The organism is Phreatobacter sp. (genome assembly GCF_051860605.1).
GTDB lineage: Bacteria > Pseudomonadota > Alphaproteobacteria > Rhizobiales > Phreatobacteraceae > Phreatobacter.
In genome coordinates this window covers 51792-69743 of the sequence record NZ_JBHYDR010000015.1, presented here as the reverse complement: position 1 = coordinate 69743, position 17952 = coordinate 51792, and the positions used below count along the sequence as shown (strand labels likewise).

Genomic DNA, 17952 nt, shown 5'->3' with positions numbered 1-17952 from the left:
CCGTTTCGCTTCATGACTCCGGGGTGCCATCCACCACCCTCCTCATCCTGAGGTGCGAGCGACAGCGAGCCTCGAAGGACGCAAGATCGTGATGCAGGGCGTCAGGGAAGCCACCTCACGCCACCCTCAGCCACAGCCTTGGGTCATGGCTGCGGTCGATCCGGCGCGCATCGAGTGCCTGCACCAGATCCGCCACCGCCGCGATATTGTGGATGGTCCGGAACTCGTCGACATGCGGCAGCAGCGCGCGGATGCCCTGCGCCTTCGCCTCGAACCCGTCCCAGCGCAGCAGCGGATTGAGCCAGACCAGCCGCCGCGAGGAGCGGTGCAGGCGGTCCGCCTCCCGCGCGAGGTCGCTGGCGCCATCCCGCTCGAGCCCGTCGGTGACAAGCAGCACGACCGCCCCGCCGGCCAGCACCCGTCGCGACCAGAGCTTGTTGAAGGCATGCAGCGAGGGGGCGATGCGCGTGCCGCCGGACCAGTCCTCGACCGCCGCCGTGCAGGCGGCCAGCGCCTCGTCCGGATCTTTCGCCTTGAGCATGCGGGTGATGTTGGTCAGCCGCGTGCCGAACACGAAGGCATGGACATGCCGGCGCTTCTCCATCAGGGCATGGACGAAATGCAGGATCACGCGGGTGTACTGGCCCATCGAGCCGGAAATGTCGCAGAGCACCACCAGCGGCGGATGTTTCTCCTTCGGGCCGCGCCTTGCCAGATCGATGATCGCCCCGCCCCCGGCAATGGACCGGCGCAGCGTGCGCCTGAGATCGATGCGGTGGCCCTGCGGGTTGGGCGCCAGCCGGCGCGTCGGCACGGCATCGTCGGGCAGCACCAGGGCCGCCACCCGCCGCTTGGCCTCGGCGATCTCGGCGGCGGTCATCTGGGCAAAGTCCTTCTTCTGCAGGACCTCGATGTCGGAGACCGTGAATCGCGCGTCCACCTCGATCTCCGGCCGCTCCACAGGCACGCTCTCGGCCTCGCGGAAGAAGGCTTCCTGCAGGCGCAGCGAGACCGGATCGGGCTTCGCCTGCGGGGCATGGGCCACCGGCATCAGGATGGACAGCAGCTTTTCCATCAGGTGCCGGCGCATGAAATAGATCTCGAAGGCCGTACGGAACAGGATGGACTGCTCGTGCTTCGTCACGAACACCGCGTGCAGCGTCCAGTAGAAGTCCTCGCGCGAGCCGATGCCGGCCGTCTCGACGGCCGCGATGGCGTCGAGCACCGTGCCGGGGCCGACCGGAAGGCCCGCAACCCGCAGCGCGCGGGCGAAATGGGCGATGTTCTCGGCAAGCGCATGGGCCATCAGACGGGCCTCAGCAGGAGCATCCAGAGCGGCGCCAGCGCCAGCGAACCGGCATTGTAGACAGCATGGGCAAGGGCCACGCCGGGAAGCGCCACGCGCCAGCCCGATGCCGCGAACCAGCCGGCATATTGAAGCGAGAAGACGAGGAACAGCACCGCCGTCACCGGCGTGCGCACGAGCGTGACGGGCAGATGCGCCAGAACTGCCAGAACCACCGCTGCCGCCACGAACAGCGGCACCGCGACCTTCAGCCGGACCACCGCGAGCCAGTGGACCAGCGCCAGCACCGCCGTCTCGATCAGCGGCGCGATCACCACTGCCGACACGACGATCAGCGCCAGCGGCGCAGCGGCTGGCGCGGGGGCCGGCGCCGACACGCCGGCAAGGCGCAGCAGGCTCCACCAGACCAGCGGCACAGCCAGCAGGCCCGCACCGATGGCGGCGGCCTTCGCCCAGGGCAGCCGGCCCGGATCGGCGAGGAAAGCGACCCGGTTCATGCCGGCTGGCGCCCCGCCTTCACCTCGTCGAGGATGGCCTTCGCCTCGCCCGCCTGCATCTTCTGGATGTCGTCCTGATATTTGAGCAGCACGCCCAGCGTGTCGGTTACCGCCTGCGGGTCGAGGCTGACCGCGTCGAGTTCGGTCAGGGCGGTCGCCCAGTCGATGCTCTCGGCCACACCCGGCACCTTGAACAGGTCGGATTTGCGCAGGCGCTGGACGAAGGCGACGATGTCCTTCGTCAGCTTTTCGGGTGCTTTCGGCGCCTTGGCCCTGAGGATCGCGAGTTCGCGCGCGGCATCGGGATAGTCGACCCAGTGGTAGAGGCAGCGCCGCTTCAGCGCGTCGTGGATCTCGCGGGTGCGGTTGGAGGTGACGATGACGATGGGCGGCGCCGGCGCGCGCATCGTGCCGAGTTCCGGCACCGTCACCTGGAAGTCGGACAGAACCTCCAGCAGGAAGGCCTCGAAGGCCTCGTCGGTGCGGTCCAGTTCGTCGATCAGCAGCACGGGGGGCCCGCGCGGGTCGGGCTCAAGGGCCTGCAGCAGCGGCCGCTTGACCAGATAGCGCTCGGAGAAGATGCCGGCGGAGAGCCTCTCGCGATCGACCGCGCCCTCGGCCTCGGCGAGACGGATGGCGATCATCTGCGCGGCATAGTTCCACTCATAGACGGCGGCCGCGACATCCAGCCCCTCGTAGCATTGCAGGCGGATGAGATTGCGGCCGAGCGTTGCCGCCAGAACCTTGGCGATCTCGGTCTTGCCGACGCCCGCCTCGCCCTCGAGCAGGATCGGGCGGCCCATTTTCAGGGCAAGGAACAGCACGGTGGCGAGCGACCGGTCGGCGACATAGTCGCCACGCTTGAGCAGCGCCAGGGTCTCGTCGATGGTGGTGGGAAGCGATAGGGATGGCGGGACGGCTTTCACGAAGGCACTCCGGTGAGTGCCCGCATCATAGCCGCGCCCCCGCCATTGGCCATGGCCGATAAGTCGGAGCGGGCTGGCTCTGAAGGCTGGCCTGCACCAGGGTCATGCGTCCTTCGAGGCTCGCCCTCCGGGCTCAATCCGCGGAGGCGCGTCGCGCAGTCGGCGGACCGGGATCGAGCGCCAGGCGCGTCGCACGCGCAACGCCGGTGCCATAGCCGGTCGACAGCGTGATCCGCGCCGGGATCAGCGCCCTGCCCCAGGTGACCGGCACGAGCACCACCTCGGCGGAGCGCTGGCGCGCCGCCCGGATATCGCCGCGGTCCGGGCGATAGCCGGCCACCGGCTCGAACCGCACCCGGCAGACGGCCGCCTCGCCCTTGTAGCCGGCGATCTCCACCTGCTGGGTGGCCACGAAGGAATAGATCAGGTCGAACCGCTGGTGGCCGGTATAGATGCGCGTGCGCCGCTCGCAGGCCGCAGCCCCCGTCACCGGGCCATTGCCGCCGGCGATGAAGATGCCGGCCGAAAGCGGATCCAGCACGCCGCGCAGATGCTCGGGCAGGACCGGCGTGGCGCGGGGATGCGGCGGCTTGTCGGGGTCGCGCACGGTGGAGGCGATATTGCCGCCGGCCATGCCGATGCGCACCGTCTCCACCTTGCCGCCCGAGCGCACCTCCAGCCGGTAGCTGGTCGGCACGGGCTGGCTGCCCTGGAAGCGTCCCTCTGCCGTTGCCGTGCCGGAACCTCCGGAGAACATCGCCGCGACACCGGTGACACGGGCGTTCAGCGTCGTCGAATAGGTCGCGCCGTTGGTGGTCGAGACCATCTGGCCGCGGCCGATGGTCAGCCCGAGGAAGGTGACGGCATAGTCGGCCGAGACCTGCCCCGCTTGTGGCCCGCCCTGCTGGGCAGCCGCAGGCCCGGCCAGCAGGGTGGCAGCCAGCATCACGGCGGCAGGGGCGGTCGGAAAGCCTGGAAGCGGGCGCAGGATCATCGGGGGTCTCCGCGTCTGTTGCGATCCTTGTCGGCAGGACAGCGGGCGATTTTGCGGCGGATCGCGGGAAACTTCCGAGCGCCCCGATGAACCGCTGGCAACACGGGGCCTGTGTCAGCGCAGGATCAGGCGCAGCACCATCCGCCCGCCGAACAACACGAAGAGCGCGCCGATCGTGCCCTCCAGCACGCGGCGATAGCGCTGGTAGAAGGCGGCCACGGCCCGGCGGCGGAACAGCCAGGCGAGAAAGCCGAGATAGGTGGCATTGCAGGTGATCATGATGGCGATGGCGACAAGGCCGGTCGCGACATTGGCCTGCAGCACGCCGGAGACCGCGAAGATCGAGGTGATGAAGATGATCGCCTGCGCGTTCGACAGGGCCGTGGCGAGCCCCAGCGCCGCCATCCTGCCCGCCCCGGCCGCCCCCGACGCGGCCGCAGGCGGCGCCTGCTGCGGGCCGCCCTTCAGGCTGCGCAGGAGCAGCCTCAGGCCGAAGACGATGAGATAGAGCGCACCGAAGACCACGACCGCCGCGCGCATCCATGGCAGGGCCTGCAGCAGCGCCGCCCACCCGAGCAGGGCGAGCAGCGCCAGCGCCGCAACGCCGGCCAGGTTGCCGGCGAGCGCGAAGGCCACGTCCCGTCCCGGACGGGTCACGGCCAGATGCGAGACGAGCAGAGAGTTCGCCCCGGGCGTCGGCACGATGGCGAGCCACATCAGGGTGAGGGTCAAAAGGACGGAGGTGTCAAGCGCGGGCATCGGGTCAATCTAGCGGCCTCGCTGACCGGCACAACGGGATCGCGTCCCATGCCCCACGGACAAGGGCCGGAGCGCTTGGCCCCGGCCTCAGAAAGTCCTCGCAATGCGTGCGGTCAGGCCGCTGCAGCCACCGCGCGCTTGGCGATGACGCCGACCAGATGCGCGCGATAGTCCGGCGAGGCGTGGATGTCGCCGTTCATGTCGGCGGCCGGCGTGGTGATCCCGTCGAGCGCCTTGGCGTTGAAGCGCTTCGACAGCGCGTCCTCCATGGCCGCATGGCGGAACACGCCGCCGGACCCGGCACCCGTGACGGCGACCCGCACCGAGCGGCCCTTCTTGGCGACGAAGACGCCGACCAGCGCATAGCGCGAGGCCGGGTTGGGAAATTTCACATAGCCCGCCTTGCCGGGAATCGGCAGGGCGATCCGGGTGATGATCTCGTCCTCCTCGAGCGCCGTGGAGAACATGCCGGCGAAGAACTCGTCGGCCGCGATCTTGCGCTTGTTGGTGTGGACCGTTGCGCCCAGGGCCAGAAGCGCCGCCGGATAGTCGGCCGCCGGATCGTTGTTGGCGACCGAGCCGCCGATCGTGCCGCGATGGCGGACATGGGGGTCGCCGATATGGCTGGCGAGGCTCGCCAGCGCCGGAAGCGCCTGCTGGACCACCGCCGAGGCGGCGACCTCCGCATGGGTGGTCATGGCGCCGATCAGCAGCGTACGGCCCTTCTGCTCGATGCCCGCAAGGCCGCAGCCGGCGAGGTCGATCAGGTTCTTCGGGCTGGCGAGGCGCTGCTTCATGGTCGGGATCAGCGTCTGGCCGCCGGCGAGCAGCTTGGGCTCCTCGGCCTTCTTCATCAGCGCGACCGCGCCGCGGACGGTTGCGGCCTTGTGGTACTTGAAGGGATACATCGCTTCTCTCCTCGAACCTTACTCGGCCGCCTTGGCGGTCCTGGCCTGCTTCTGGACGATCTGCCAGACGGCCTGCGGGGTGGCCGGCATCGGGACGTGCTCGGTGCCGAGGGCATCGGTGAGCGCGTTGATGACGGCGGCGGGTGCGGCAATGGCGCCGGCCTCGCCGCAGCCCTTGATGCCGAGCGGGTTGGACGGGCACGCGGTCACGGTCATGCCGACATTGAACGAGGGCAGGTTGTCGGCCCGCGGCATGGTGTAGTCCATGTAGGAGGCCGTCACGAGCTGACCGTCCTTGTTGTAGACCGTGCCCTCCAGCAGCGCCTGCCCGACGCCCTGCGCAATGCCGCCATGGACCTGGCCCTCGACGATCATCGGATTGATGACGTTGCCGAAATCGTCGACCGCGGTCCAGTTGATGATGGTCGAGACCCCGGTCTCCGGATCGACCTCCACCTCGCAGATATGGCAGCCGGCGGGGAAGGTGAAGTTGGTCGGATCGTAGAACGAGCCTTCCTTCAGCCCCGGTTCAAGCTCCTGCGGATTGAACTTGTGCGCGATATAGGCGTTGAGCGCCACCGTGCCGAAATCGACCGCCTTGTCGGTGCCCTTCACGGTGAACTGGCCGTCCTTGAAGTCGATGTCGGCCTCGGCGGCCTCCAGCACATGGGCGGCGACCTTCTTCGCCTTGGCCTCGATCTTGTCGAGCGCCTTGGAGATCGCCGACATGCCGACGGCGCCCGAGCGCGAGCCATAGGTGCCCATGCCGAACTGCACCTTGTCGGTGTCGCCATGGACGATGGAGACATTGTCGATGGAGATGCCGAGCCGCGAGGACACGAGCTGGGCGAAGGTCGTCTCGTGGCCCTGCCCGTGGCTGTGCGAACCGGTGAGCACTTCCACCGTACCCACTGGATTGACTCGCACTTCCGCCGATTCCCACAGGCCGACACCGGCCCCCAGCGAACCCACCGCCTGGCTCGGCGCGATGCCGCAGGCCTCGATATAGGTGGAGTAGCCGAGGCCCCGCAGCTTGCCGCGCCGGGCCGCCTCGCGCTTGCGCTTGCCGAAGCCCTTCACGTCCGCCATGTCCATCGCCTTGACCAGCGAGGCTTTGTAGTCGCCGGCGTCATAGGTCATGATCACCGGCGTCTGGTGCGGGAACTTCGTGACGAAGTTGCGCTTGCGGAAGGCCGCCGGATCCATGCCGATCTCGCGCGCGGCAACCTCCACCAGCCGCTCGACCACGAAGGTCGCCTCCGGCCGCCCGGCGCCGCGATAGGCATCGACCGGGGACGTGTTGGTATAGACCGCGTCCACCTCGGCATAGATGTTCGGGATGGCATACTGGCCCGACAGCAGCGTGGCATAGAGATAGGTCGGCACCGACGACGCAAAGGTCGACAGGTAGGCGCCCATATTGGCGATGGTCTTGACCCGGAGCCCGGTGATCCTGCCTTCGGCATCGGTGGCAAGCTCGGCGCGGGTGACATGGTCGCGGCCATGGGCGATGGCGAGGAACTCTTCCGTCCGGTCCGCGGTCCATTTCACCGGGCGCCCGCACTTGCGCGAGGCCCAAAGGCAGACCGTCTCCTCGGCATAGACGAAGATCTTCGAGCCGAAGCCGCCGCCGACATCGGGGGCGATGACACGCAGCTTGTGCTCGGGCGCGATACCGAGGAAGGCCGACATGATCAGCCGCGCCACATGCGGGTTCTGGCTGGTGGTGTGCAGGGTCAGCACGTCGGTGCCGGCGTCGTATTCGCCGATCGCCGCGCGCGGCTCCATGGCGTTGGGCACGAGGCGGTTGTTGACGATGTCCAGCTTCGTGACGTGCTTGGCCGCCTTGAAGGCGGCCTCCGTCGCGCCCTTCTCGCCGATATGCCACTCATAGACCGTGTTGCCCGCGATCTCGTCATGGACCAGCGGCGCGCCCTTGGCTTGCGCCGCGGCCGTATCGACATTGGCCGGCAGCACCTCGTAGTCGACGACGATCGCCTCGGCCGCATCCTTGGCCTCGGCCAGCGTGTCGGCGATCACCACCGCCACATGGTCGCCGACATAGCGCACCTTGCCCTGGGCGAGCACCGGATGCGGGCCGGCCTTCATCGGCGAGCCGTCCTTGGAATGGATCATCCAGCCGCAGATGAGCCCGCCCACCTTGTCGGCAGCGACATCGTCGCCGGTATAGATGGCGACCACGCCCGGCATGCCCGAGGCCTTGGAGATGTCGATCTTGCGGATCCTGGCATGGGCGTGGGGGGAACGGTGGAAGACGGCGTAGGTCTGGCCGGGGCGGTTGATGTCGTCGGTGTACTGGCCCTTGCCGGTGATGAAGCGGAAATCTTCCTTGCGACGCACGGCTGAGCCGATGGCGGTCACGGTCATGGGGTCCTCCCTCAGGACGGCAGGCGGTTTTCGGGCGATGGGTGGAAATGCGCCGTGGCGCCGCTTATTCCGCGGCTTGCCGTGCCGGCGCCTTGCCGGTCATCGCCTGAGCGCCGGCTTCCACGGCCCTGACGATGTTGTGATAGCCCGTGCAGCGGCAGATATTGCCTTCGAGCTCGGCCCGGATGGTCGCCTCGTCCACCGCGCCCTTGCGGTTCACGATGTCGATGGCCGACATGATCATGCCGGGCGTGCAGAAGCCGCATTGCAGGCCATGATGCTCGCGGAAGGCCTCCTGCATCGGGTGCAGCTTGCCGTCCTGGGCAAGCCCCTCGATGGTCACGACCGACGCCCCGTCGCACTGGACGGCGAGCGCGGTGCAGGATTTCACGGCCTTGCCATCGATATGCACGACGCAGGCCCCGCACTGGGACGTGTCGCACCCGACATGGGTGCCGGTCAGGCGCAGGGTCTCGCGCAGCAGCTGGACCAGCAGCGTCCGCGCATCGACGTCGGCCGAGACCGATCGTCCGTTGACCGTCAAGGTCACCGTTGGCATGGGCGTTCCTCCATCAAAAACGGTCCAGATTGGGCGCTATCGGCCTGTTTTTTGTCTGGCCACTCGAAACTCAAGGCCGAAAACGGTGCGTTTTCGGCCTGTTTGCAGTTTGGACCCGTTCTGAACGGGGCGTCAAGCCGGAACCGCCCCGATGCGGGAGACTACGGCTGTCCCGATCCCTGCACCGGCGGTGGTTGCATTGTCGGGCCGGCCACCTAGTGTTCGCCCGAACGCATGACGAGGGAGCCTGCGGAGCATGCCACGCTTTACCACGACCGACGGCCTGTCGATCCGTTTCGCGGACACGGGCGGCGACCGCCCCGTGCTCCTGCTGTCCAATTCGCTCGGCACGCGGCTGGAAATGTGGGACGGGCAGATGCCGGACTTCACGTCCCGCTTCCGCGTGGTGCGCTATGACAAGCGCGGCCATGGCGAGAGCGAGGTCCGCGTCGGCCCGACCAGCTTCGCCCGGCTGACCCGCGATGCGGTCGAACTGCTCGACCATCTGGGCATCGCCAGGGCCCATTGGTGCGGCCTGTCCATGGGCGGCATGAGCGGCATGTGGGCCGGCACCCACCATGCCGCCCGCTTCGACCGCATCGTGCTGTGCAACACGGCCGCCTCCATGCCGACCGCCGACATGTGGAACCAGCGCATCGCCCTGGTGAAGCGGCAGGGACTCGGCCCGCTCATCCCCACCATTGTCGACCGCTGGTTCACCAAACGCTTCCAGGAGGCGGACAAGGCGGCGGTCGCGCGCGTCGTCGGCATGCTCGACACCACCCCGGCCGAGGGCTATGCCGCCGCCTCCGCCGCCATCCGCGACATGGACCAGCGCTGGCCGATCCGTTCCATCGCCGCGCCGGTCCTGGTGATCTCCGGCACGCATGACGGCTCGACGCCGCCGGAGCGCGGCCGGGAGATCGCCGCCGCCATTCCCGGCGCGCGCCATGTCGAGCTCGACGCGGCGCACCTCTCCAATATCGAGCAGGAAAAAGCCTTCACCGCCGCGGTGATGGATTTCCTGAAGGATTGAGACGTTTCTTTCCCCACCCTCACCCTCCCCGCTGCGCGGAGAGGGGGACTACCGCGTCGCGGTCGTTCTGACGCGTGGTGCCTGGCTCAACCGATGTCGGGGACGCGCACGGTCATGGTCTCCCTCTCCGCGCAGCGGGGAGGGTAAGGGTGGGGTCCACCGGACCGACCGGCGCCCGGCCGCAATGCTTAAGGAGACCCCCATGGACGAGAAAGATCGCTTCGAAAAAGGCCTGGCGGTGCGCCGCGCCGTGCTGGGCGATGCCCATGTCGACCGCTCGCTGGCCGCCCGCGACGGCTTCACCACCGAGTTCCAGGACCTGATCACCCGCTATGCCTGGGGCGAGATCTGGACCCGGCCGGGCCTCGACCGCAAGACGCGCAGCTTCCTCGTACTGGCCATGACCGCCTCCCTCGGCCGATGGGAGGAGTTCCGCCTGCATTGCCGGGCCTCCTTCGCCAACGGCGTCACCACCGACGACATCAAGGAGGTCATCCTGCAGATCGCCGTCTATGCCGGCGTTCCGGCTGCCAATACGGCGGTGAAGGAGGCGAAGGAGGTGTTTGCCGAACTCGGCATCAAGACCTGAGGTGGCCAAACGATCTCGGCCCCGTCAGCCCGGGCCGCCTGCCTCAGAGCGGGATGGTGCGATAGGCGCGGGCGAAATAGGCCAGCGCCGGACCCTCGGCCCCGAAGCGCACGGCTTCCACCCGACCGATGAGGATCGTGTGCGTGGCCATCGCCTTGGCCTCGACCAGCCGGCAGTCGAAGCTGGCCAGCGCCGTATCGAGGATCGGCGAGCCGGTCTGCATGGCGATCCACGAGCCGGCGCCGAACCGGGCCGCACCGGCAAGTCCCCGCCGGCCGGCAAAGGTTTCCGCAAGCGCCTCGGCGCCTGCCGGCAGGGCATTGATGGCGAAGACGCCGTTCGCCTCGATCAGTCCGCCATTGGCGGATTTGCGGTTGAGGCAGACGAGCAGCGTCGGCGGATCGTCGGACACCGACGCGACCGCGATGGCGGTGAAGCCGCTGATGCCGGCCGGGCCGGCCGTCGTCACCACATGGACGTGACCGGCGAGCCTTGCCATCGCATCGCGATAGGTCTGCGGCGTGACGCCGCTGCCTGCCACCATCGGGCTGTCTGTCGTGCCGTCCATGCGCTTTCCCTTGCCGGCAGAAAATATAAGGGTTCGGCCGCCGGCCGCCACCCGTTTCCAGAGCCATGATGAACGGCGGCGGTTAACGCCCGATCGCGGCTGCAACGCCAGGCCGTTCCCGCCTGCGCCGCCACGGCGCGGTGTGGACTGTGAAAAACCCGCCCGGCTCCCATTGTCGCCGCCCGAGCCGCTTGCTACCCATCGGAAGGATCGCAGCAACCGGACAACGCCCGCAGATGGCGGCCGGGGTGCTGCTGGCGCGCCCGACCGGCGCGTCGAGGGGAACAGGACGGCAGGCGCGGATGGAAGTCTTCTTCCAGCAGCTCATCAACGGGCTGACCCTCGGGTCGATCTACGGCCTCATCGCCATCGGCTACACGATGGTCTTCGGCATCATCGGCATGGTGAACTTCTCCCATGGCGACGTGTTCATGGTCTCCACCTTCATCGCCCTGATCGCCCTGATGGTGCTGACCACCTGGCTCGGCGTCGGCTCGGTCATCGTCGCCCTGTTCATCGTGCTGATCATCGCCATGATCTTCACCTCGCTGGTCAGCTGGACCATCGAGCGGGTAGCCTACAGACCCTTGCGCGGCTCGTTCCGCCTCGCCCCGCTGATCTCGGCGATCGGCATGTCCATCGTCCTGTCGAACTTCGTCCAGGTCTCGCAGGGCCCGCGCAACAAGGCCATCGACCCGATCCTGAACACGGTCATCGTGCTGTTCGACAACGGCACCTATGCGGTGACGCTGTCCTACAAGCAGATCCTGATCATCGTCGTCACGGCCGCCCTGCTCACCGCCTTCTGGTGGGTGGTGGCGAAGACGCCGCTCGGCCGGGCGCAGCGCGCCTGCGAGCAGGACCGGCGCATGGCGTCCCTGCTCGGCGTCGATGTCGACCGCACCATCTCCATCACCTTCGTCATGGGCGCGGCGCTGGCCGCGGTCGCCGGCACGCTCTACCTCGTCTATTACGGCGTGGTGAACTTCGCCGACGGCTTCGTGCCGGGCGTGAAGGCCTTCACGGCGGCGGTTCTGGGGGGCATCGGCTCGCTGCCGGGGGCTGTGCTCGGCGGGCTGCTGATCGGCCTGATCGAGACCATGTGGTCGGCCTATTTCTCGGTCGAGTACAAGGATGTCGCCGCCTTCTCCATCCTCGCCATCGTGCTGATCTTCATGCCGCAGGGCATCCTCGGCCGCCCCGAAGTCGAGAAGGTCTGAGGACGTGGCCGCCACCTCCGAGCCCGCCACGCCCGCCCCTGCCCGGCAGGCCGCCCTGCCCCGCGCCTTCAGGGACGCGGTCTTCGCCGCCATCATCGCGCTCGGCGTGTTCGGGCCGCTGCTCGGCTTCAACACCACCCAGGACATGCAGAACCGGCTGATCGTCGAGTCGCGGTTCCAGTTGCTCGCGCTGTTCGTGGTGGCGGTCTTTGCCGGCCGCTTCCTGATCTCGCTCTTCATGAACAGCCGGCCGGAACGGGTCGAGCCGAGGGTGCCCTTCCGCCTGCCGGCGGTGGTCTCGAAGGGCCTGCCGCCCGCCGCACTCGTCGTGCTGATCGTCTATCCGCTGATGATCTATTCGCTGGTCGGCGGCTCCGGCTCGTTGAAATGGATCGACAATTTCGGCGTCCAGATCCTCATCTACGTGATGCTGGCCTGGGGGCTGAACATCGTGGTCGGCCTCGCCGGCCTGCTCGACCTCGGCTATGTCGCCTTCTATGCGGTGGGCGCCTATGCCTATGCCCTGCTCGCCACCCAGGTGATCCCCTCGACCTTCCCGCAGCTCGGCCCCTGGGCGTTCTGGATCTGCCTGCCGGTCGCCGGCATCCTCGCCGCCTTCTGGGGGGTGCTGCTCGGCTTTCCGGTCTTGCGATTGCGAGGAGACTATCTGGCCATCGTGACGCTGGCCTTCGGCGAGATCATCCGGCTGGTGCTGATCAACTGGAAGGAGTTCTCCAACGGCTACGAGGGCATTTCCACCATCCCCCGGCCGTCCTTCTTCGGCACGCCGTTCAACGCCTCCGACACCGGCTTCGCCGCGGTCTGGGGGCTGGAATTCACCCCCGTCTACCGCACCATCTTCCTGTTCTACGTGATCCTGGCGCTGGCGCTGCTGACCGCCTGGGTCTCCATCCGCCTGCGCAAGCTCCCCGTCGGGCGCGCCTGGGAGGCGCTGCGCGAGGACGAGATCGCCTGCCGCTCGCTGGGCATCAACACGGTCAACACCAAGCTGACCGCCTTCGCCGTCGGCGCCATGTTCGGCGGCTTCGCCGGCTCCTTCTTCGCCGCCCGCCAGGGATTCATCTCGCCGGAGAGCTTCACCTTCATCGAATCGGCCATCATCCTGGCCATCGTGGTCCTTGGCGGCATGGGCTCGCTGATCGGCACGGCCATCGCCGCGGTGGTGATGATCGGCGGCACCGAGCTGCTGCGCGAGCTGGAATGGACCAAGGCGATCTTCGGCAGCGCCTTCGACCCGGCGCAGTACCGCATGCTCATCTTCGGCCTCGCCATGGTGACGATCATGGTCTGGAAGCCGCGCGGCTTCGTCTCCAGCCGCATGCCCACCGCCTTCCTCAGGCAGCGGCGCGCGGTCTCCGGCTCGCTGGTCAAGGAAGGCCACGGATGAGCGCGCCGATCCTGACCGTCGAACACCTGACCATGCGCTTCGGCGGCCTCGTTGCGGTCAACGACCTGTCGTTCCAGGCCGAGCGCGGCAACATCACCGCCGTCATCGGCCCGAACGGCGCCGGCAAGACCACCGTCTTCAACTGCATCACCGGCTTCTACAAGCCGACGCTCGGCCGCATCGCCATGCGCCATGGCGACGGCGCCGAACATCTCCTCGAGCGCCTGCCGGACTTCCGCATCTCGCGCGAGGCGAGGGTCGCCCGCACTTTCCAGAACATCCGCCTGTTCACCGGGATGACCGTGCTGGAGAACCTGCTGGTCGCCCAGCACAACCCGCTGATGCGCGCCTCGGGCTGGTCGATCGGCGGCATTTTTGGCCTGCCGGGCTATCGGCGGGCGGAGGCCGAGGCGGTCGAAAGGGCGGCCTACTGGCTGGAGAAGACCGGGCTCATCGACCGCGCCGACGATCCGGCCGGCGACCTGCCCTACGGGCCGCAGCGCGCGCTGGAGATCGCCCGCGCCATGTGCACCCAGCCGGAACTGCTCTGCCTCGACGAGCCGGCCGCCGGCCTCAACCCGCGCGAATCCGCCGTCCTCAACGACCTGCTGCGCTTCATCCGCGCCGAGCACGGCACCTCGCTGCTGCTGATCGAGCACGACATGAGCGTGGTCATGGAGATTTCCGACCACATCGTCGTGCTCGACTACGGCATCAAGATCGCCGACGGCACGCCGGCCGAGATCCGCGAGGACCCGAAGGTGATCGCCGCCTATCTCGGTGTCGACGACAGCGAGGTGGAGAAGGTCGAGGCGGAGGTGGGCCTGTGACCGCCCTGCTCGCTGTCCGAGGCGTCGAGACCTTCTATGGCGCCATCCAGGCGCTGAAGGGCATCGACGTCGATGTCCATGCCGGCGAGATCGTCACGCTGATCGGCGCCAATGGCGCGGGCAAGTCGACGCTGATCATGACCATCTGCGGCAGCCCCCAGGCGCGCCGCGGCACCATCGTCTATGACGGCACCGACATCACCCGCATGCCCACCCACCAGATCATGCGGCGCGGCATCGCCCAGTCGCCCGAGGGGCGGCGCATCTTCCCGCGCATGACCGTGTTCGAGAACCTGCAGATGGGCGCCTCCCTCACCGACCCGGCGCATTTCGAGCAGGATCTGGAGAAGGTCTTCTCGCTGTTCCCCCGGCTGAAGGAGCGGCGCGACCAGCGCGGCGGCACGCTGTCCGGCGGCGAGCAGCAGATGCTGGCCATCGCCCGCGCGCTGATGAGCCGACCCAAGCTCCTGATGCTGGACGAGCCCTCGCTCGGCCTCGCCCCGCTCATCGTCTCCGGCATCTTCAACGCCATCCGCGCGCTGAACCGGGAGGAAGGCCTGACCGTCTTCCTGGTCGAGCAGAACGCCTATCACGCGCTGAAGCTCGCCCACCGCGGCTATGTTCTGGTCAACGGCGCCGTCACCATGTCCGGCACCGGCTCCGAACTGCTCGCCCGCGAGGAGGTCCGCGCGGCCTATCTGGAAGGGGGACGCCACTGATGCAGGGCATCCTCTACGAAGAACCGTCGGTCTGGCTGTTCCTGCTGGTCACGATCGTGCTGGGCGGCGGGCTGGCCTATCTGACCGGCAAGGCCTGCGCGGAGACCTGGCGCGGCGTTCCCGTCACCCTGTTCTACCTGTTCCTCGTCGGCCTGGCGGTGCGCTTTGCCCATTTCGCGCTGTTCGAGGGCACGCTGCTGTCGCTGCGCTTCTTCGTCGTCGACACCGTGGTGGTCGTCGCCATCGGCCTCGGAGCCTGGCGCCTGACGCGCGCCGGCCAGATGGCGACGCAGTACTGGTGGCTTTACGAGCGCACCGGCCCTTTCACCTGGGCCGAGCGGCGCGAACCTTTGTCGGTCCCTCCGGGCTATTCCTGATGCTGCATCGGGACGGTGCGGAACGGGCTGACAAGTCGCCCGAAAGGGTGTTCGATCCCCTCCAAGGACGGCTGCGGCCGTCCCCACAGGGGCGTTCAGCCACTCGTGTCCCCTCAACCGGGAAGGATGAGAGATGAAGACGAAACTGCTCGCCGGGCTTGCGCTCGGCATGGGTCTGGCAATGGCGGGTCCCGCCGACGCCCAGATCCGCATCGGCGTGGGTGGACCGATCACCGGCCCCAACGCCTCCTTCGGCGCCCAGCTCCGTCACGGTGTCGAACAGGCGGTGGAGGACATCAACGCGGCCGGCGGCATTCTCGGCCAGCGCCTCGTCCTGTCCGTCGGTGACGACGTCTCCGATCCGCGTCAGGGCGTCAGCGTCGCCAACAAGTTCGTCGGCGACGGCGTCAAGTTCGTCATCGGCCACTTCAATTCGGGCGTGTCGATCCCCGCCTCCGAGGTCTATGCCGAGAACGGCGTGCTCGCCATCTCGCCGGCCTCGACCAATCCGCGCCTCACCGAGCGCGGCCTGTGGAACGTGTTCCGCACCTGCGGCCGCGACGACCAGCAGGGCGCGGTGGCCGGCGCCTATCTTGCCCGCCAGTTCGCCGGCAAGCGCGTGGCGATCGTCCATGACAAGACCACCTACGGCAAGGGCCTGGCCGACGAGACCCAGCGCGTCATGAACGCGGCCGGCCTCAAGGAAGTGCTCTACGAAGCCGTCAACACCGGCGAGAAGGACTTCTCGGCGCTGATCTCCAAGCTGAAGGCGGCCAATATCGACGTCGTCTACTGGGGCGGCCTGCACACCGAGGGCGGCCTGATCGTCCGGCAGATGCGCGACCAGGGCCTCAACGCCCCGATGATGTCGGGCGACGGCATTGCCGACAACGAGTTCGCGGCCATTGCCGGCCCGGGCGCCGTCGGCACGCTGATGACCTTCCCGCCCGATCCGCGCAACCGCCCGGAAGCGCGCCAGATCGTCGACAAGTTCCGCACCGCCCGCCGGTTCGACCCGCAGGCCTACACGCTCTACAGCTATGCGGCGGTCCAGATCCTGCAGCAGGCGGCGGTTGCCGCCAACTCGCTCGATCCGAAGAAGATCGCCGATTTCATGCGCACCGGCCACGTCTTCAAGACGGTCATCGGCGACATCTCCTACGACAAGAAGGGTGACATCACCCGCGCCGACTACGTGACCTACACCTGGCGTCCGGGGCCGGATGGCCGCGTGACCTATCTCGAGAACACCGGCACGAACTGAGCCCCGCGCTCATTCTGCCCGTCGAGACGACCTGCGAACCCGCCCGGAGCGATCCGGGCGGGTTTGTCGTTCAGGTCTGCGTCAGATCGCGGCTCAGCCGAACGTCGCCAGAACCGGGAAGGTTTCCAGAATCCAGAACGCCATCGAGGTCATCTTGCCGGTGAGAAAGGCGATGCCGGTGACCACCAGCAAAAGGCCCATGGCCATCTCGATCAGCCGCAGCCGGTGGCGCACCGAGGCGGCAAAGCGCAGGAACGGCTTGATCGCCACCGCCGCCAGCACGAAGGGAATGCCGAGGCCTGCCGAATAGACCGCCAGCAGCCCGGCGCCCTTGTGGACCGTCATCTCGGAAGCCGCGACCGCCAGGATCGCCGCCAGCACCGGCCCGATGCACGGCGTCCAGCCGAAGGCGAAGGCAAGGCCCATGACATAGGCGCCGACCGGACCGGCCTTCGGCATCACCTCGACCTTCGCCTGCCGGTAGAGCAGCGGAATGCGGAACAGGCCGAGGAAATGCAGGCCCATGATGATGATCAGGACACCCGCCACCATGGCGAGATTGGCCGAATGGACCCGCACCAGATGGCCGATCACCGAGGCCGAGGCGCCGAGTGCGACGAAAACCGTCGAGAATCCGGCAACGAAGACCAGCGCCAGCAGCACCGCGCGGCGCACCAGCGCCGGGTCGGTCTCCGCCTCGGCGAGGTCGTCCAGCGTTGCCCCGGTCAGGTAGACGAGATAGGGCGGCACCAGCGGCAGGACGCAGGGTGACAGGAAACTCACGAGCCCCGCGAGCAGGGCCGCTGTGATGGTCACGTCGGGCATTCTTGGGTCCGCCTGGGAACGCCGGGCGGGCCAGCGGGCCGCCTTCGCTTCCCCTCTAGCTGGCCCGATGCCGGCGCGGAAGCACTGATATCCGTCAATCGCACAGGCGTGAACGGCCGTGATGGCGGGCTTCGGCTGCCGCAACGCAATCCGGACGGGCCTGCGCACCGCCTTCCCGGTCGCGCCCCGCTGCCTTGCTGCATCCGGGTCTTGCGTCCTTCGAGGCTCGCTCCGCTCGCACCTCAGGATGAGGAAGGTGGTGGACTGCATCGGCCCTGAGGCAGGCGTGGCGCGAGCGCTTTCGCGGCCGATATGCAACCCACATCCCTCCTCATCCTGAGGTGCGAGGGCCGTGGCCCGAGCCTCCAAGGACGCAGAACGGCCATGCCACCTGCCCGACTACGAAACCGCCCGCCGTTCACACACCGTTAGCCATGCCGGCCGCTGCCCTGCCCGCTGGCGGAACATTCCGGCTAACCTCGGCATTGGGACGGGAGGCATCGCAACCAACGGTCACGCCATGATCGCAATGGTCAACGGCTATCCCTGTGCCACCCCCACCGAGGTCTCGCGCGCCCGACACGGGCTCGACCCCGAAAACCCGACCGGCGATCAGGCGAAGGCCGACCAGATCGCGACCCGCGCCGGCCGTGCGGTCATGCCGGCCGCGGTCTTCGACGGCGTCCTGGCGCCTCAGGAGGAGGACCGCATCCGGTCGTCAGCCAAGGCGGGTCCTGTCGCCCCCCCGGCCTGGCGGCTGGTCGACATCACGGCATGAG

At 68.1% G+C, this 17952-nt stretch carries 19 protein-coding genes; 9 read left to right on the top strand and 10 right to left on the bottom strand.

From position 1 onward, the window contains the following. Positions 1-115: 115 nt before the first annotated feature. From ACTIFS_RS20640 to ACTIFS_RS20605, 8 genes are all read right to left on the bottom strand, one after another. Entirely contained in the window at positions 116-1306 is a 1191-nt protein-coding gene (locus ACTIFS_RS20640) for a vWA domain-containing protein (protein ID WP_439576010.1), read from the bottom strand. Continuing rightward, a complete protein-coding gene (locus ACTIFS_RS20635; protein ID WP_439576009.1) occupies positions 1306-1803 on the bottom strand; it encodes a hypothetical protein in 498 nt (165 codons plus the stop codon). The genes ACTIFS_RS20640 and ACTIFS_RS20635 overlap by 1 nt, the downstream gene beginning before the upstream one ends. Further along, a complete protein-coding gene (locus ACTIFS_RS20630) occupies positions 1800-2729 on the bottom strand; it encodes an AAA family ATPase (RefSeq protein ID WP_439576008.1) in 930 nt (309 codons plus the stop codon). The genes ACTIFS_RS20635 and ACTIFS_RS20630 overlap by 4 nt, the downstream gene beginning before the upstream one ends. A 133-nt stretch (positions 2730-2862) precedes the next feature. Beyond that, positions 2863-3723 carry a DUF3108 domain-containing protein gene (locus ACTIFS_RS20625; RefSeq protein ID WP_439576007.1) on the bottom strand — a complete coding sequence of 287 codons (861 nt, stop codon included), beginning with the start codon at positions 3721-3723 and terminating at the stop codon, positions 2863-2865. Between the two features lie 114 nt (positions 3724-3837). Further along, positions 3838-4482, bottom strand: a complete 645-nt coding sequence (locus tag ACTIFS_RS20620; protein ID WP_439576006.1) for a LysE family transporter — start codon at positions 4480-4482, stop codon at positions 3838-3840. Between the two features lie 113 nt (positions 4483-4595). Continuing rightward, the gene (locus ACTIFS_RS20615; RefSeq protein ID WP_439576005.1) at positions 4596-5390 is read right to left on the bottom strand and encodes an FAD binding domain-containing protein; all 795 of its coding nucleotides are present in this window, start codon (positions 5388-5390) and stop codon (positions 4596-4598) included. Positions 5391-5408: 18 nt separating this feature from the next. Further along, a complete protein-coding gene (locus ACTIFS_RS20610) occupies positions 5409-7778 on the bottom strand; it encodes a xanthine dehydrogenase family protein molybdopterin-binding subunit (protein ID WP_439576004.1) in 2370 nt (789 codons plus the stop codon). A gap of 64 nt (positions 7779-7842) precedes the next feature. Next, positions 7843-8337: a (2Fe-2S)-binding protein gene (locus ACTIFS_RS20605; protein ID WP_439576003.1), complete on the bottom strand. Its 495-nt coding sequence runs from the start codon at positions 8335-8337 to the stop codon at positions 7843-7845. Positions 8338-8593: 256 nt separating this feature from the next. Here ACTIFS_RS20605 and pcaD point away from each other — a divergent pair, with 256 nt between their 5' ends. After that, positions 8594-9373 carry a 3-oxoadipate enol-lactonase gene (gene pcaD, locus ACTIFS_RS20600; RefSeq protein ID WP_439576002.1) on the top strand — a complete coding sequence of 260 codons (780 nt, stop codon included), beginning with the start codon at positions 8594-8596 and terminating at the stop codon, positions 9371-9373. A 202-nt stretch (positions 9374-9575) separates the two neighbouring features. Then, on the top strand, positions 9576-9962 hold the full coding sequence (gene pcaC / locus ACTIFS_RS20595) for a 4-carboxymuconolactone decarboxylase (protein ID WP_439576001.1): 387 nt from the start codon (positions 9576-9578) through the stop codon (positions 9960-9962). A gap of 43 nt (positions 9963-10005) precedes the next feature. On the opposite strand, the gene ACTIFS_RS20590 is transcribed toward pcaC, so the two are convergent. Continuing rightward, the gene (locus tag ACTIFS_RS20590) at positions 10006-10530 is read right to left on the bottom strand and encodes a flavin reductase (protein WP_439576000.1); all 525 of its coding nucleotides are present in this window, start codon (positions 10528-10530) and stop codon (positions 10006-10008) included. Positions 10531-10832: 302 nt separating this feature from the next. On the opposite strand from ACTIFS_RS20590, the gene ACTIFS_RS20585 reads away from it, so the two are divergent. The 6 genes from ACTIFS_RS20585 (at position 10833) to ACTIFS_RS20560 (ending at position 16348) form a co-directional block, all read left to right on the top strand. After that, positions 10833-11750, top strand: a complete 918-nt coding sequence (locus tag ACTIFS_RS20585) for a branched-chain amino acid ABC transporter permease (RefSeq protein ID WP_439575999.1) — start codon at positions 10833-10835, stop codon at positions 11748-11750. 4 nt (positions 11751-11754) lie between these two features. Next, entirely contained in the window at positions 11755-13158 is a 1404-nt protein-coding gene (gene livM / locus ACTIFS_RS20580; RefSeq protein ID WP_439575998.1) for a high-affinity branched-chain amino acid ABC transporter permease LivM, read from the top strand. Continuing rightward, positions 13155-13988: an ABC transporter ATP-binding protein gene (locus tag ACTIFS_RS20575; protein ID WP_439575997.1), complete on the top strand. Its 834-nt coding sequence runs from the start codon at positions 13155-13157 to the stop codon at positions 13986-13988. Before livM ends, ACTIFS_RS20575 begins: the two co-directional genes overlap by 4 nt. 5 nt (positions 13989-13993) lie before the next feature. Further along, the gene (locus tag ACTIFS_RS20570) at positions 13994-14707 is read left to right on the top strand and encodes an ABC transporter ATP-binding protein (protein WP_439576012.1); all 714 of its coding nucleotides are present in this window, start codon (positions 13994-13996) and stop codon (positions 14705-14707) included. Continuing rightward, positions 14707-15084: a DUF6867 family protein gene (locus ACTIFS_RS20565; protein ID WP_439575996.1), complete on the top strand. Its 378-nt coding sequence runs from the start codon at positions 14707-14709 to the stop codon at positions 15082-15084. The genes ACTIFS_RS20570 and ACTIFS_RS20565 overlap by 1 nt, the downstream gene beginning before the upstream one ends. Positions 15085-15217: 133 nt before the next feature. Beyond that, positions 15218-16348 carry a branched-chain amino acid ABC transporter substrate-binding protein gene (locus tag ACTIFS_RS20560; protein WP_439575995.1) on the top strand — a complete coding sequence of 377 codons (1131 nt, stop codon included), beginning with the start codon at positions 15218-15220 and terminating at the stop codon, positions 16346-16348. A 93-nt stretch (positions 16349-16441) separates the two neighbouring features. On the opposite strand, the gene ACTIFS_RS20555 is transcribed toward ACTIFS_RS20560, so the two are convergent. Further along, positions 16442-17173 (bottom strand): cytochrome c biogenesis CcdA family protein, encoded by a 732-nt coding sequence (locus tag ACTIFS_RS20555; RefSeq protein ID WP_439575994.1) that lies wholly within the window; start codon positions 17171-17173, stop codon positions 16442-16444. A 520-nt stretch (positions 17174-17693) separates the two neighbouring features. On the opposite strand from ACTIFS_RS20555, the gene ACTIFS_RS20550 reads away from it, so the two are divergent. Beyond that, positions 17694-17951 carry a hypothetical protein gene (locus tag ACTIFS_RS20550; RefSeq protein WP_439575993.1) on the top strand — a complete coding sequence of 86 codons (258 nt, stop codon included), beginning with the start codon at positions 17694-17696 and terminating at the stop codon, positions 17949-17951. The last annotated feature ends 1 nt before the right edge of the window (position 17952 follow it).

What these genes read in the sequence shown, in the direction of transcription:
- ACTIFS_RS20565 (WP_439575996.1), top strand. Translation starts at nt 14,707, where the DNA reads ATGCAGGGCATCCTCTACGAAGAACCGTCGGTCTGGCTGTTCCTGCTG.
- ACTIFS_RS20640 (WP_439576010.1), bottom strand. Translation starts at nt 1,306, where the DNA reads ATGGCCCATGCGCTTGCCGAGAACATCGCCCATTTCGCCCGCGCGCTG.
- ACTIFS_RS20555 (WP_439575994.1), bottom strand. Translation starts at nt 17,173, where the DNA reads ATGCCCGACGTGACCATCACAGCGGCCCTGCTCGCGGGGCTCGTGAGT.
- ACTIFS_RS20590 (WP_439576000.1), bottom strand. Translation starts at nt 10,530, where the DNA reads ATGGACGGCACGACAGACAGCCCGATGGTGGCAGGCAGCGGCGTCACG.
- ACTIFS_RS20635 (WP_439576009.1), bottom strand. Translation starts at nt 1,803, where the DNA reads ATGAACCGGGTCGCTTTCCTCGCCGATCCGGGCCGGCTGCCCTGGGCG.
- pcaC (WP_439576001.1), top strand. Translation starts at nt 9,576, where the DNA reads ATGGACGAGAAAGATCGCTTCGAAAAAGGCCTGGCGGTGCGCCGCGCC.
- ACTIFS_RS20610 (WP_439576004.1), bottom strand. Translation starts at nt 7,778, where the DNA reads ATGACCGTGACCGCCATCGGCTCAGCCGTGCGTCGCAAGGAAGATTTC.
- ACTIFS_RS20615 (WP_439576005.1), bottom strand. Translation starts at nt 5,390, where the DNA reads ATGTATCCCTTCAAGTACCACAAGGCCGCAACCGTCCGCGGCGCGGTC.
- ACTIFS_RS20620 (WP_439576006.1), bottom strand. Translation starts at nt 4,482, where the DNA reads ATGCCCGCGCTTGACACCTCCGTCCTTTTGACCCTCACCCTGATGTGG.
- ACTIFS_RS20550 (WP_439575993.1), top strand. Translation starts at nt 17,694, where the DNA reads ATGATCGCAATGGTCAACGGCTATCCCTGTGCCACCCCCACCGAGGTC.
- ACTIFS_RS20575 (WP_439575997.1), top strand. Translation starts at nt 13,155, where the DNA reads ATGAGCGCGCCGATCCTGACCGTCGAACACCTGACCATGCGCTTCGGC.
- ACTIFS_RS20625 (WP_439576007.1), bottom strand. Translation starts at nt 3,723, where the DNA reads ATGATCCTGCGCCCGCTTCCAGGCTTTCCGACCGCCCCTGCCGCCGTG.
- ACTIFS_RS20605 (WP_439576003.1), bottom strand. Translation starts at nt 8,337, where the DNA reads ATGCCAACGGTGACCTTGACGGTCAACGGACGATCGGTCTCGGCCGAC.
- pcaD (WP_439576002.1), top strand. Translation starts at nt 8,594, where the DNA reads ATGCCACGCTTTACCACGACCGACGGCCTGTCGATCCGTTTCGCGGAC.
- ACTIFS_RS20585 (WP_439575999.1), top strand. Translation starts at nt 10,833, where the DNA reads ATGGAAGTCTTCTTCCAGCAGCTCATCAACGGGCTGACCCTCGGGTCG.
- ACTIFS_RS20560 (WP_439575995.1), top strand. Translation starts at nt 15,218, where the DNA reads ATGAAGACGAAACTGCTCGCCGGGCTTGCGCTCGGCATGGGTCTGGCA.